The 13,341-nt window shown below is 71.6% G+C and carries 10 protein-coding genes; 3 read left to right on the top strand and 7 right to left on the bottom strand.

The features are described from left to right. Positions 1-43: 43 nt before the first annotated feature. The 4 genes from ABZV91_RS09375 to ABZV91_RS09360 form a co-directional block, all read right to left on the bottom strand. Positions 44-946: a hypothetical protein gene (locus ABZV91_RS09375; RefSeq protein ID WP_355237925.1), complete on the bottom strand. Its 903-nt coding sequence runs from the start codon at positions 944-946 to the stop codon at positions 44-46. 146 nt (positions 947-1,092) lie between these two features. Beyond that, complete coding sequence (locus tag ABZV91_RS09370) at positions 1,093-3,297, bottom strand: protein kinase (RefSeq protein ID WP_355237922.1); 2,205 nt, start codon at positions 3,295-3,297, stop codon at positions 1,093-1,095. Positions 3,298-3,361: 64 nt separating this feature from the next. Further along, positions 3,362-4,012, bottom strand: a complete 651-nt coding sequence (locus ABZV91_RS09365) for a response regulator transcription factor (RefSeq protein WP_355237982.1) — start codon at positions 4,010-4,012, stop codon at positions 3,362-3,364. A 225-nt stretch (positions 4,013-4,237) separates the two neighbouring features. Beyond that, a complete protein-coding gene (locus ABZV91_RS09360; protein WP_355237919.1) occupies positions 4,238-5,695 on the bottom strand; it encodes a histidine kinase in 1,458 nt (485 codons plus the stop codon). Positions 5,696-5,884: 189 nt separating this feature from the next. On the opposite strand from ABZV91_RS09360, the gene ABZV91_RS09355 reads away from it, so the two are divergent. Next, entirely contained in the window at positions 5,885-6,190 is a 306-nt protein-coding gene (locus ABZV91_RS09355; protein ID WP_355237917.1) for a hypothetical protein, read from the top strand. A 35-nt stretch (positions 6,191-6,225) separates the two neighbouring features. On the opposite strand, the gene ABZV91_RS09350 is transcribed toward ABZV91_RS09355, so the two are convergent. The 3 genes from ABZV91_RS09350 to ABZV91_RS09340 all read right to left on the bottom strand — a co-directional run bounded on the left by ABZV91_RS09350 (position 6,226) and on the right by ABZV91_RS09340 (position 10,447). Next, positions 6,226-8,304, bottom strand: coding sequence for a protein kinase (locus ABZV91_RS09350; RefSeq protein ID WP_355237914.1), 2,079 nt, complete (start codon positions 8,302-8,304; stop codon positions 6,226-6,228). A 111-nt stretch (positions 8,305-8,415) separates the two neighbouring features. Then, positions 8,416-9,078: a response regulator transcription factor gene (locus ABZV91_RS09345; RefSeq protein WP_039825978.1), complete on the bottom strand. Its 663-nt coding sequence runs from the start codon at positions 9,076-9,078 to the stop codon at positions 8,416-8,418. Between the two features lie 130 nt (positions 9,079-9,208). Then, positions 9,209-10,447: a histidine kinase gene (locus tag ABZV91_RS09340; protein ID WP_355237911.1), complete on the bottom strand. Its 1,239-nt coding sequence runs from the start codon at positions 10,445-10,447 to the stop codon at positions 9,209-9,211. Between the two features lie 166 nt (positions 10,448-10,613). On the opposite strand from ABZV91_RS09340, the gene ABZV91_RS09335 reads away from it, so the two are divergent. Both ABZV91_RS09335 and ABZV91_RS09330 read left to right on the top strand, forming a co-directional pair. Beyond that, complete coding sequence (locus ABZV91_RS09335; protein WP_355237908.1) at positions 10,614-11,351, top strand: hypothetical protein; 738 nt, start codon at positions 10,614-10,616, stop codon at positions 11,349-11,351. Between the two features lie 376 nt (positions 11,352-11,727). Next, positions 11,728-13,317: an alpha/beta-hydrolase family protein gene (locus ABZV91_RS09330; RefSeq protein ID WP_355237905.1), complete on the top strand. Its 1,590-nt coding sequence runs from the start codon at positions 11,728-11,730 to the stop codon at positions 13,315-13,317. Positions 13,318-13,341 lie beyond the last annotated feature (24 nt).

Here is a 13,341-nt window from a genome sequence, read left to right as displayed (position 1 = left end):
CGTGAATGTCCGGTAACACCCGCGCACCCTGCGGGCGGGCCGCTCACCGCGCCGGGCAGGACCCGCCGGTGAACTCGCCCAGATGCTGTGAGATCAGGGCCGCCATCTCGTCGAGGAGATCCATCCCGTCGGAGAAGGTGCCCGAATCCGGTTGCGCCGCAAGCGCTATCGCGACCGAACCGCCACTGGCCGGTACCAGGCCGAACTGACGCACCAGATAGGCGCCGTCGGTGTCCGGACCCCAGCCGCCCTTGAACTCGGCCGTATCGAATACCGAACCGAGACCCCACTGCTGGTTCGCGCTGACCGAACCCATCAACTGCACGACCTTGTCCGATCCCGGAAGGCAGGGCAGTTTGGAGGCGAACCGCACCTGGTCGGCGAGCGACCAGTCGGACTGGCCGAACGAGGAGTACTCCGCGCGCTCGGGCTTCTCGGCCACGACGGTGACGCTGTCCCCGCCCTCGCGCAGCACCGCCTGCACCGACTGGGCGGCTTCCCGCGGGGTCCCCAGCGCGGACCACAGGCTGTCCGCGGCGGTGTTGTCCGACGCGGTGATGGCGGCCGAGGCCGCATAGGACTGGCCGCCGGGGTTCTTCCGTTCGGCGGCCACCACCAGCGGAACCTTCATGGTCGACCACGCGGGACCGGTGGTCCACTTGCCCAATCCGACGAACTGCTCACCACCCACCGGCATGATCGCCAGACCCAGCTTCCCTTTCGCCGACTGCTCCAGCACCGTGAAATCGGCGGCCAGCGTGCCCGGGATGGTGATCGAGACTTTTCCGCCCGGCGCTTCGGCCGCCGCCTGGGTGATCGAGGTGGTGAGCGGCCGCTTCTCGGGCTCGGAGCCGCAGGCCGGCGCGACGGCCGCGACGAGCAGGCAGGCGGTGACCGCGAGCAGGCGACGGACCAGTGGGAGTTCCCGTTTCTTTTCGGCCGACACTTCTCTCCGCATGGCTCTTGTGATCTCCCACAGTCCCGATGATTCGTACCCGGTCGGAAAACCGTACTCCATCGGCGGCCCCGGCCCGGCCCGGATGAGCCCCCCGAACCCGCGATCGAGGGCGCGGTTCCTCGTCCACCAGCAGGTCAGTAGAGGTAGACGACGGCGTTGTTCCCGCCTCGGCAGGTGACCACACCGCCCGCGGCGACGCATTCCAGCGTGTAGGCCTGGCCGGTCACCGGACTGGTGGCCTCGACCGACACCGGATCGCCCGCACCCGAGACCACGGCGGGATCGAGGTAGGCCTGCCGGACCGCCTCGGCGAATTCGCAGCTGGTCACCTCGCTACCGGTTGCCGCCGAACCGTATTCGGAGCCGCCCGACGACGCTCCCGAACAGGGCTGCGCACCCGCGGGCAGATCGGCCCGGGACGTGGTGGTCGCCGACGTGGTGGTGGTGGTACGCGCGGAGGTGGTGGCGGAGGGTTCGGTGCTGCTGTCGGCCGCGGAGGTCCGTTCGGGTGCCGAGGTGGTGGCCGCGCCGGTGGTATCGGCGGCGCCGGTGGATTCCGAGCCCTCGGAACCACCGAGGAACTGGATACCGAGTACCGCGAGGATCACCACCACCGCGAACACCCCGACACCGGTCATTATCGGAACGACCCTGGATCGTTCGCCCCCGGGTGCGGCCTCGCGTACCGGCGCGTTCGCGGCATAACTGTCGCGATAGCCGGCCTCGTAGGCGGCCGCGTAGGAGTCGGCCGGGGGCGCACCGGGATCTTCGGCCCGGTAACCGTAGTGGTCGCCGGAGGCCGGAGCGTCGTAGCGGCCGGTCGGCTCGGACGCCGGGTACTGCTCTCGAGAGGCACGGCTCGCGTCCTCCGCGGAATAGGCGAGCCCGGGAGGCGTCCGATCCACCGGCTGATAGGCACGAGTCGCGTCCTCGGCGGAGTAGGCGAGCCCCGCACGACCCTCGCCCACCGGCTGATAGGCACGAGTCGCGTCCTCGGCGGAATAGGCCGGTCCCACAGGTTCCTCGTCCACCGGCTGGAAGACCCGGGTGGGGTCCTCGGCCGCCGGAAGCGGATAGCCGGGTTCACCGTAGACGCGGGTGGCCTGATCGTGCGGGTAGAAATCCGCGACCGGCATACCCCCGGTCGCGGGCGCCGGGTTCTCGTACTGTAACGGATCGACGGCCGGGTGCAACTGCTCGTTCTGATAGAGATGCGCGTCCGGGAACGGCCGGATACCGCCGGGCGGGGCCTCGGGGTCGGCGGGGACGGGATCGTCGGCCGGCAGCGGAGTGAATTCGGTTTCGGTGGGCCGGAACGAGGTCGGGTCGCCGGGGATGATGGCGGGCAAGGTGGTGGCCGGGTCGTGCGCATCCTCCTCGCGCGGTATCCGGACCACCAGGGTGGGAATTCCGCCGGTCGGCGGCGCCGACGGACCGGGTACCGCGTGGGTAGCGGGAGATTCGCCGGAGTGCGACTCGGGGCCGACGGGGTACGGGGGGCGCGCCGGAGAGTTCAACGCGGTGCGGGCGGCTACAGCTAGTTCACCTGCCGTAGCGAAACGCTCGTGCGGATCCTTGGCCATACCCCATGCGATCACATCATCGAGCGCGGCCGGTAATCCGGTTCGCTGCACGCTTGCTCGCGGTGGCGGTGCGGTGAGATGCGAGCGGATCAACACGCCCACACTGCTCGCCGGAAACGGCGTCGCACCGGTGAGACATTCGTGCAGCACACAGGCGAGGGAATAGATATCGGCGCGCGGGGTCACCGGGCCGCTGTCGAACCGCTCCGGCGCCATGTACGTATAGGACCCGATCGCCACACCCGCCTGCGTCACGCCGGTATCGCTCTCGTGGCGGGCGATCCCGAAATCGGCCAGATAGGCGAAGTCGGCCGGGGTGACGAGGATATTCGCCGGTTTCACATCACGGTGCACCAGACCGCCCTCGTGCGCGGCGTCCAGCGCGGCGGCGATCTGCTCGATCACGCCGACCGCGCGCTGCGGGCTCAGCGGCCCCTCCGCCTGCAACAGGGCCCGCAGGTCGGTGCCCTGGACCAAGCGCATATCGATGAACAGCCGGCCGTCGATAACACCCCAGTCGTGGATCGGGATGATGTGCGGTTCGGCGAGGCGGGCCGCGGCCTGCGATTCCCGGCGGAAGCGGATCTGGTACTCGGGGTCCCCGGCGAGCGCGTCGGACAGCAGTTTGAGCGCGACGACCCGTTCCTTCACGGTGTCGTAGGCCTCGTAGACCTCGCCCATCCCGCCTTTACCCAGCAGTGAGCGCAGTTCGTAAGGACCGAACCACCGACCGACTTCGGAGCCAGGCGCCTGCACCCGTCCATCCTCTCCACACGCGGGCACCGTCTCAGCCGGCCGCGGATCGCACCCGGGCTGCCCGTCAGACCCTGGATTGTCCCGGGGAGACCACACCGTGGTCAAACGCGTAGACGATGGCCGCCGCGCGGTCGCGCACGCCCAGCTTCCCGAAGATATGACCCACATGGGATTTCACGGTCACCTCGGAGATTCCGAGCGCGTGGGCGATCTCACTGTTGGCCCGGCCGCGGCCGATCAGGGCCAGCACCTCGCGTTCCCGGGAGGTCAGCTCGACGGCCACCGAGGGTGCGGCCGGAGCGGCGGCGGTACTGCGGTAGGTGGACAGCACCCGTCCGGTGACTGCGGGGTCGAGCCAGGCACCGCCGGCGGCGACGGTGCGGACAGCGCGAATCAGATCCTCGGCGGGGGAATCCTTGAGCAGGAACCCGGCCGCGCCCGCGCGCAGGGCACCGGACAGCAACTGGTCGTCGTCGAAGGTGGTGAGCACCAGTACCGGGGGTTCGGGAGCGCGGGCCCGCAGCATGCGGGTGGCCTCGATACCGCCGACCCGTTTCATTCGCAGATCCATCAGCACGATATCGGGGCTGTGCGCGGCGACCGCCGCGAGCACCTCGTCACCGTCGGCGCATTCGCTGATCCGGAAACCGTCGCGCCGCCGCAGGATGCGTCGCAGCCCGCCGCGGACGAGTTCCTGATCATCGGCGATCAGCACCTCGACCGCCTGCGGGTCGGTATCGGCAGCCCTGGTCAACGTTCCTCCTTCGGAGCGGTTAGCCGCGGTCCGCGGCGGCCGTGGCGAAGACGGAGGTGTCGCCTCATCGTGCCTCCCCTGGGTTCGCGGTCGCGGAGACGGTGGATCCGCGCTCGATGGTCGGTCGTCGGTGCCGGACCGCCGTGGCGCCCGGTCGAGCCGGGCGTGGTCGCCGGACCCGGGCCCTCATGCCGGACGGGGTTCGTCGCCGGGGTGGGTGTCCGGGGCGTGGTCGGCGATGATCTCCGAGATCGGGCAGCGCAGCCTCTCCCGGCTCGGGGCCGCGGCCCGCGCGGGACTCTCGTCCAGCGGGAACTCCGCCCGCACGATCCACCCGCCGGCCTCCGGCCCGACCCGGATCCGACCGCCCAGCCCGTCGGATCGGTGCCGCATTCCGGCGACCCCGGTCCCCTGGCCGAGCTGCGGGGGCAGGCCGCGCGGGATCGTATTACGGACACGCACGACGGCCGAACCACCGTCCACGGCCACGCTCAACTCCACATCCGCGCCCGGAGCGTGTTTGGCGATATTGGCCAGCGATTCCTGGCAGATGCGATAGAGCGCCAGCCCGACCGCCGCCGAGACGCCGTTCAGGTCGCCGGTGAAACGCCGGTTCACCGTCAGGCCGGCGTGGGCGAAGTCATCGACCAGGGCGGGGATATCGCCGGCCCCGGGTTCGACCCCGGCCGCCGACGGCACCGAATCCAGCAGGCCGACCGTACGCCGGATATCGGCCATGGCCTGGCGGCCCAATCGTTCGGCGTCGACGAGGGCGTCGGCCGCCTCGTCCACATCCCGGTCGGCGGTCAGCGCGTGCCGGGCGGCCGTCACGTGCAGCAGGGTCACGGTGAGCGAGTGGGCGATGACATCGTGTACTTCGCGTGCGATCCGATTGCGTTCGGCGGCCGCGGCCTGCGCGGCCCGCGCGCTCTGGTTCTCCCGTTCCTGGTACAGGAACAGCCGCTGATACTGGAGCATCACTCCCACCAGCCAGCCGAGCAGGATGCCGAGCGCGTACATGGGGAAGCCCGTGCGCAGCGAATGGTCACCCCACAGCGCCTGCCCGACGAACGCGAAGGCGAGCAGTTCGACCGCGGCGAGTACGGCCAGCAGGATACTCATCCGCTTCGGTGCGATCGCCGCGATCTCGGCGATCCCGACCATCAGCACGAAGGGCGCGAAATCGGCGTCCACCGGCTGGACGAAGAACAGCGCCGCCGCGAGCATCGTGGCGGTGAACAGCGGCAGCGGCCGCGGCACGATCCCGAACAGTACGTAGATCGGGCCGGAGGCGAAGAGCAGCGCCAGCGCGATCAAGGGCAGTGCGGTGGGGAAATACTCGTGTCGCTGCAGACAGGCGACGACGCCGATGACGAAGAACGCCAGATCCGTGAACAGCACGACCTTGGGCGGGTAGTCGAAGGGCAGTTCGCGCAGTGGGTACGGGGCTCCCGGGAGCAGTTTCGCCGGCAACGCGCCCAGCCGGCGCCGCCCCCGCACCCACCATCCGGACCGGCCCGCGCCGCCCGGGACCGGGTCCGTCGAGGGCGGGGAATCCGCGGCGTGCGGATCGACTCCGACGCCGCCCGCCGGCCCTCCGCGGTCCCCCGCGGCGGCACCCGGTGTGAGGCGGCTCTCAGTCACCTGTCCAGGGTAAACACCCCTGGCGGCACTCGGCATCCTGCTACGGCCGGTTCCCGGGTCCGACCAGGGTAGGACATCGATTCACGTCCACGGCACGACGATTTACCGGCGCCGGATTCCTAGCGTGGAACACGAGGTCGCCGCACCAGGCCGGCGAACACCAGGCCCCCGACCGAAAGGGCTCGGATCATGTCTTGGGAAGATCAGCACTTGCGCACCGAGATCCTGCACACCGTCCTCGACCGCGCCGCCCACGATCCGGCGCGCCCGGACCTCTTCGACGACATCCCGCACCTCGACCGGCTGTTCGGCGGACCGCGGGGAGTACTCGCGGCACTGCGCTACCGGTGGAACATCCATATGGACGCCAAGCTGGAACTCGACCCGGGCCGCTGCTGGACCACCGCGGAGGCCCGGCGCGAACTGGCGGCCGAACAACCTGTGCTCTACGCGGTCCTCGACGCCCGCACGGCATCACCCGTGCCGGTGTCCTGATCGGACCGCGCGGCACGAACAAGCACCGCAAGCCCTCACAGTGGGGCCTTCGACCACCACCGGTCGATATCGCCGCGGGCTCCCGCCCCCCAGTAGCGGACGAACAGGAGGGAGTTGCTCCGGGGCGAATCGGTCCTGGCGCCGAAGCCGACCACCATGTTCGCGGTGGACCGGCCCCGATCGCCGGGCTCCTCCCACAGATGGGCGGTGTAGGGTTCCCCGCTCTTGGCGCCGGAGACGGAATCGTGCGGCGGCAGGCTCTCGATCACCTCCAGGGTGTCCTCGGCGTCCGGGTAGGTGATGATCGTGTAGTCGAGCCGGGTGGCCTCCAGCGACCGCTGCCGACAATCCCAGATCGAGTCCCACGGGCGGGTTTCCAGGATTTCGTCGAACACCGGAACCACTTCGAGGATCGGGATCTGGTCACCGGGCTCGTACTGACTGCACAGCGCCTCCTGGTACCCGAAACCGTCCAGCTCCGACCCCTGCGGCAGCAGCGTGGGGAACAACCGCCGGGTGCGGTCGCCCGGCTCGGTACCCGGCGACTGGCCGGTCTCGGATCCGCCCGGACCGGTGGTGCCGGCCGGTCCCCGCTCCAGCGTGGAGGGCTGGGCCGCGGCCGGCGCGCCGTCGGAGTCGGACTCATCGGTCCCCAGTACCACCAGGACAGCCGCCACGATCACGGCCAGCACGATGAGCGGGATGAGGATGGCCACGGCGATCCACGGTGCCCGGCCGCGCCGGCGCGCGACCGGAGCGGGATGGTAGCCGTGGTACTGCCCGGGCGCCGGCGGCCGCGGAACGGCCTGCACCGGTATCCCGCCGGTGTGCTCGACCCCCACACTCTGCGGTGCGGCGGCGGGGCCGGTGTGTTCCACGGCTGTGCCGGGGCGCGCCCCCGGACCCGGCGCTGTCACGACCGTCCGGGCGCCGGTGTGTTCGACATCCCCCGACCGCACCGGCGCACCCGCCGGGACGATCGTCGCGCCGCCGGTGCGGTCCACGGCCGGCCCCGGTGCACCGGCCGGACCACCGGGAGGCAGCCCACCAGCGTGTGGGGCCGGCCCGCCCGGGTATCCACTCTCGCCGTAACCGGTCGTCGCCCCCGCGACCGAGCCCGGCGATCCCGCCGACGCACCCGGGGGTCCCGCGGGCGCGCCGGGCGATCCCGGAGACACCGGCGCGGTACCGGGTGGGGCCGGATATCCGCCCGCCGCACCGGGATACACCGTGCCCGGGCCACTGGCCTCGACCGGCGGCACATAGGTCTGCGTGGGCGCCGGGGCGGTGAGCGCCTGTTCGGCGGCCCGCGCGAACTCGACACAGGTGCGGTATCGGTGCCCTGGGTGTTTGGCCATCGCCTTCGCCAGCACCGGATCCAGCCCCGGCGCCAGACCCCGTCGTTTCACCGCGAGCGGCGGCGGGGCGAGTTGCAGATTGCCGTGGATGATGTCGGCGGGGTTGGGTGAATCGAACGGGGCCATACCGGTGAGCAGCCAGTACAGCGCGCAGGCCAGCGAATACTGATCCGAGCGGCCGTCCATGTCGCCGCCGGTCATCTGTTCCGGCGAGGCGAAGGCGAGGGTGGCGGTGAACATTCCGGTCTGGGTCAGCCGCACCGTTTCCGCGCGTAACCGGGCCAATCCGAAGTCGGTGAGGAAAACGCGTTCGCCCTGCCCGGGATTGGCGCGGGCGAGCAGGATATTGGACGGTTTCACATCGCGATGCAGAACACCCATACCGTGCGCGTAGTCCAGCGCGTCGGCGACACCGGCGATGATCTGCACCGCCTTGTCCGGGGGCAGGGCCAGCGGATTGACCGTACCGGCGTCCGCGCCGTCGATGTACTGCATGCACATCCACAGGTGATCGCCCTCCACGCCGCGGTCGTAGACCGTGACGATGCTCGGATGGTCGAGCGCGGCGGCGAGATCGGCTTCCCGTTCGAACCGGGTGCGGATGGCGGCGTCGGCGAACAATTCCGGTTTGAGCAGCTTCAACGCGGTCTGTTTCCCGAGACGGGGATGCCTGGCCAGATATACGGCGCCCATTCCGCCTTCGCCGAGCAACCGCTCGACGGTGAACCCGGCGAACACGTCACCGTTGTTGAGCAACACGACCCCCTTCAGGCGACCGACAGACTGGTGAGCCTACCGGGCACAGCGCGCCGTTTCCGCCGTGACAACGGGAATCGGGGCACTTCATGGAATACCTGACAGTCCGTTTCAGCCGGGGGTGACCAACCCGGATTCGTAGGCCAGCACCACGGCCTGCGCGCGGTCACGCAAATCCAATTTGGTGAAGACCTTGGACACATGTGTTTTCACGGTCTGCTCGGCTATGAACAGCGCCGTGGCGATTTCGGTATTCGACATACCGCGGGCGACGAGTTCCAGTATCTCGCGCTCGCGCGGGGTCAGCGACGCCAGCGCCGGGGCCGGGGCGCGCCGGGCCGCGCGGCGGGTCGTCACTTCCGCGATGAGCCGCCGGGTGACGGTCGGCGCGAGCAGCGCCTCACCGGCGGCGACGACCCGCACCGCCCGCACCAGTTCCTCGGCCGGGGCGTCCTTGAGCAGGAACCCGCTGGCACCGATTCCGAGGGCCTCGTACACGTAGTCGTCGATATCGAAGGTGGTGAGCATGAGTACGCGCACCGGCGGATCGAATCCGGCCCCCAGAATCGAGCGGGCCGCGTCGAGCCCGTTCATCTCCGGCATACGGACGTCCATCAGCACCACATCGGGTCGCAACCGCGCCGATTCGGCGACCGCCACTTTTCCGTTGGGCGCGTCGCCGACGACACTGATATCGGGCTGGGCGGCGAGCAGTGCTCCGAATCCCTGCCGCACCATGGCCTGATCGTCGGCGATCAACACGGTTATTGCCACGGGCCCAGCTTAATTCCCGGACGAAACCGGCGTGCGCCGAGCGTCCGGCGGCGCAGACCGCCGCCGGGGCCGGTATCGCCCGTGCCCGCGGTGCGATCCCGGGAGCCGGGACGCCACCGGCGCGTCTCGGTCAGCGCGCGACCGGCTGGGCGGCCGTGGGCAACGCGAACTCCGCGGCGGGTGTGAGCGGTAACCGGGCGTGGACCCGGAATCCGCCGTCGGCGGTGGGTCCCGCGTCGAGCCGGCCGCCGACGGCGAGCGCGCGGGCCTGCATACCCGGGATACCGTGCCCACCCGAACCGCCGCCGGGGGTACCGCTGCCGGGGCCGTTGACCACGGTGAGCTCGACCTCACCGGTGCAGGCGATCGTCACCCGCACCGGGGCGCCCGGGGCGTGCCGGCCGGTATTGGCCAGCGACTCCTGGACGATCCGATACAGCGCGGAACCGACCGTGTCCGGGATCGCGGCCGCGGTCCCGTCGATCGACCAGGTGAGATCCACACCGGCACGGGCCGCACCGACGAACAGCGCCTCCAGATCGGCGGCGGTCGGCTGCGGGGCGTGCTCGGCGAGTTGTCCGTCGCTGCGCAGCACCCCGAGCAGACCGCGGATCTCGTTCAGCGCCTCCCGGGCGGTGGCTCCGATCGATTCGAACTCCGCGCGCGCCGCGTCGGTCACGCCCTCCACCCGGTAGGGCGCGGTCTGTGCCTGCACGACCACCAGCGACATATGGTGTGCCACCACGTCGTGCAGGTCGCGCGCGATCCGCGCCTTCTCCTCGAGTATGGTGCGGCGCGCCCGTTCCAGCTCGCTGAGCTCGGTCTGCTTGCTCAGCTCGAACCGGGAGCGGATCAACGACCGCACCAGCAGTGCGACGAAGACCAGCCCGCCCAGCGATACCGGCCAGGCCCACGGATCGGCGTCGATCCCCTCCGCCGACAGTGCCGCGCCGAGCAGCAGCGAGGTCGCCCCCCACACCACCGCGACCAGTTGCAGTGGCGAGCGCAGGGCCACCGCGAACACCAGGAAGTACAGCGCGACGATATGGACGACCTGGAACGGGATCTCCTGCCCCGGCAGGTTCGGTACCGCCAGCGCGATGAACAGCGCCGAGCCCGCCGAGACCGCCCAGCCCAGCAGCGCGTTCCGGCTCATCAGCAGGACCGGCAACGCGGCGAACGCGGCGATCAGCGGTGCGAGCGGCGAGGGCACCTGGTGGGTGAGGTGCAGGGTGGGCCACGCCACCGAGAACAGCACCACTGCCGTCAGGACCGAGGCGGCGTCGAGCCACCAGCGCAGACCCAGGCCGACGATCAGGCCCCACAGACCCCGCCGACGCACCGGCACCGCGACGCTCGTTTCGTTCATTCCTTCGACACTAGGAACTCCGGCCCCGGCGCACCTCATACCGTGGGGTGAATTCCGCCCGGTACACCGGGGGCAGCCCCCTACCGGCGTAGGTTCCGGGACCGGCGCCGAAACCCCTCCCGAGCGGGACGGCCGCGACCGTCTTCCGTTCATAACGTCCTCGGCCATGGCTGTCTCGAACATTGCCGTGCGCCACCCGGCCCGGCCTTCCCCGCAGACCGCGCGGCGCGCGGCGACCGCAGCGGCCGGATGCGCGGCGGTGGTATCGCTGCTGGCGGCGCCCGCGGCCGATGCCGCCGGTCCCGCGCCCCGGCCGGCCGCCGCGGCGGCGGCGGTACGCGCGCTGACCACGCCGGGAGCGGTCGCCGCGATACCCGCCGATTTCCGGGCGATCACCGGATACACGCCGGCGCGAGTGGACGGGATACTGGTCGCGCCGCACGGATCGTGTTCCTCCCCGGTCCCGCTGCCCGCGGAGTTCGATACCGCCTGCAAGGCCCACGACCTCGGCTACGACCTGCTGCGATACGCCGACCGCACCGGCGCCCCGCTCGGCCCCTGGGCCCGGCAGGAGCTGGACCGGACCCTCGCCACGCGGATGCACACCGCGTGCGCGCAGCGGCCCCGGTGGCTGCCGCGCACCCGCTGCGCCGCGATGGCCGAGGTCGCCGCGATCGCGGTGGACCTCAATTCGATGCGGCAGGACTACGGCGTACCGGTGGTGGAGGACTTCCCACTGGCCGATACCGCCGCCGCCTGGCTGCCGCGGTTGTGCGGCCTGCTCCTACTGGTGATCGCGGTCCTGTTCCTGGGCCGTCCGGTCGCCGCGCCGCTGCTCCCGGCGGCCGGGACCCGTCTTCCGCTCCGCTCGTACCACGCCGTCACCAGGGGTTCCCATGTCTGATACGACCACGGCCGGACCCGTCCCGGCGCCGTCGCACGCGCGACCCCGCGCCGGCCGGCCCCGACCCATTCCGGCACCCCGGCAACCTCGCCCCCGCAACGGCCGACCCGACGAGGTCTCACCGCCCTCGGAGCATCGGCTCCGCCCCGACGATGTCCCGGCACCCGCGCGGTGCCGACCCACCGACCTACCCGGCGACGGCCCGCTCTTTTCGCAATCCTCGCCCGGCGACCACCCCGCGGCCCCGCAGTCCCGGCCACACGTCGGCCTGCCCGGCGGCCCGGCACCCGCACAGTCCCGACCGGGCACCGGCGTGCCCGACAACCGCCCCACACCTTCGCGGTCCCGCCACCGTACCGACCCATCCGATGGCCCGATGTCCTCCCGGACCCGCCTCGACCCGTCCGACGACGCCCCGGCCCTCGCGCAACCCCTACCCCGCACCGACCTGTCCGATGTGGCCCCGGCCCTCGCGCAACCCCTACCCCGCACCGACCTGTCCGATGTGGCCCCGGCCCTCGCACGACCCCGACCTCGCACCGATCTGTCCGATATGGTCCCGCCACGCTCGCGACTCCGGCTCCGCGCGAGGTTGCTCGATCGTCTGCGGACCCGGTCGCCGCGCCAATGGCCACCGATCGCGACCACACTCGCCGTCGGTGCCGGGACCGCGGTGTCCCTGGCACCCGGCCTGCTGCCCCGGTCCGCGACCGCACAGGCCGTCTTGACCGCGGTGACCGTGGTCCTCGCGCTGGGTGTCGCACGCCTCGTCCGCCTCGCGACCCGGTACACCGCGGGGCGCACGCCCGTCGCCACCGCGCGAACCCGCCGACTGGTGTTCGCGGCCACCGCGGCCGGCGTCCTCGGCGCTGTCGGGTACGCCGCACGCTGGCAGCACATACTCCGGTCGGCGATGGAGGTGGTACCGACCGGACCGGGGTACTGGGTGGGTTGGGCGACCGGCGCGAGCCTGCTCACCGTGGCCGTGGTGGCGGTGCTCCGTGGCTGCGTCCGCTCGCTCCGGCGTATCGGCTGGTCCCGGGCGCTGGTGACGGCGGTGGTGGCGAGTCTGCCGATGGCCCTGTTCGCGGTACCGGCGGCGGTGGGCTGGGCCGACCGGACCTATGCCGCCGCGAACGCCACCGCCGACCCGGGCCTGGTGCGTCCGGTCGCGGTGACCCGGTCCGGGAGCGCCGAATCGATGGTGGGCTGGTCGACGCTGGGTCGCGAGGGCCAGCGGTTCGTCACCGCCGGGCCGCCGGGCGCGGTCCGGGTCTACATCGGCCTCCGCTCGGCGCCGGACCTGGCCGCCCGCGCCGCGCTGGCGGTCCGGGAACTCGACCGGGCCGGGGGATTCGACCGCTCGGATCTGGTGATCGCCGTGCCCACCGGATCGGGCTGGGTGGACGCGGGGGCACTGCGCGGTTTCGGCACGAGGTTCGGCAACGATGTGGCGGTGGTCGCGCTGCAGTACTCCTACGCGCCGAGCTGGGCCACCTTCGTCTTCGGCCGGGACGCGGCGACGGACTCGGCGCGGGCGCTGGTCACCGCCGTCGAGCAGCACATCGCCACCCTGTCCGATCCGCCCCGGTTGCACCTGTACGGGCAGAGCCTGGGTGCGTTCGGCGGTAGCGCGGTATTCGCGGGGTCCGCCGAGCAGAACCGCCGGGTGTGCTCGGCACTGTGGGCCGGTAGGCCGGGCGGCGGTGGCCCCGAGCCCGGTGCGCGCACCGCGGTCCTGGCCAATACCTCCGACCCGGTCGTGCACTGGTCACTCGACCTGCTGTGGCGGCCGCCGGACCTGACCGCCGCTCGCCGCGACGCGCCCACCCCGCCCTGGCTGCCCGTGGTCGGGTTCCTGCAGACCACCGCGGATCTGATGGGCGCCCTCGGCGCACCGCCGGGACACGGCCATCGATACGGCACCGATCAGGGGACGGCACTGCCCGGCTGCGGCCCGGAGTGACATGAGCGGGGACGCCCGGGGCGC

It is taken from the genome of Nocardia sp. NPDC004568, from assembly GCF_040609955.1.
Taxonomy (GTDB): Bacteria; Actinomycetota; Actinomycetes; order Mycobacteriales; family Mycobacteriaceae; genus Nocardia.
Note: the sequence above shows the minus strand (reverse complement) of the source record. Positions and strands in the feature narration are given on the sequence as shown.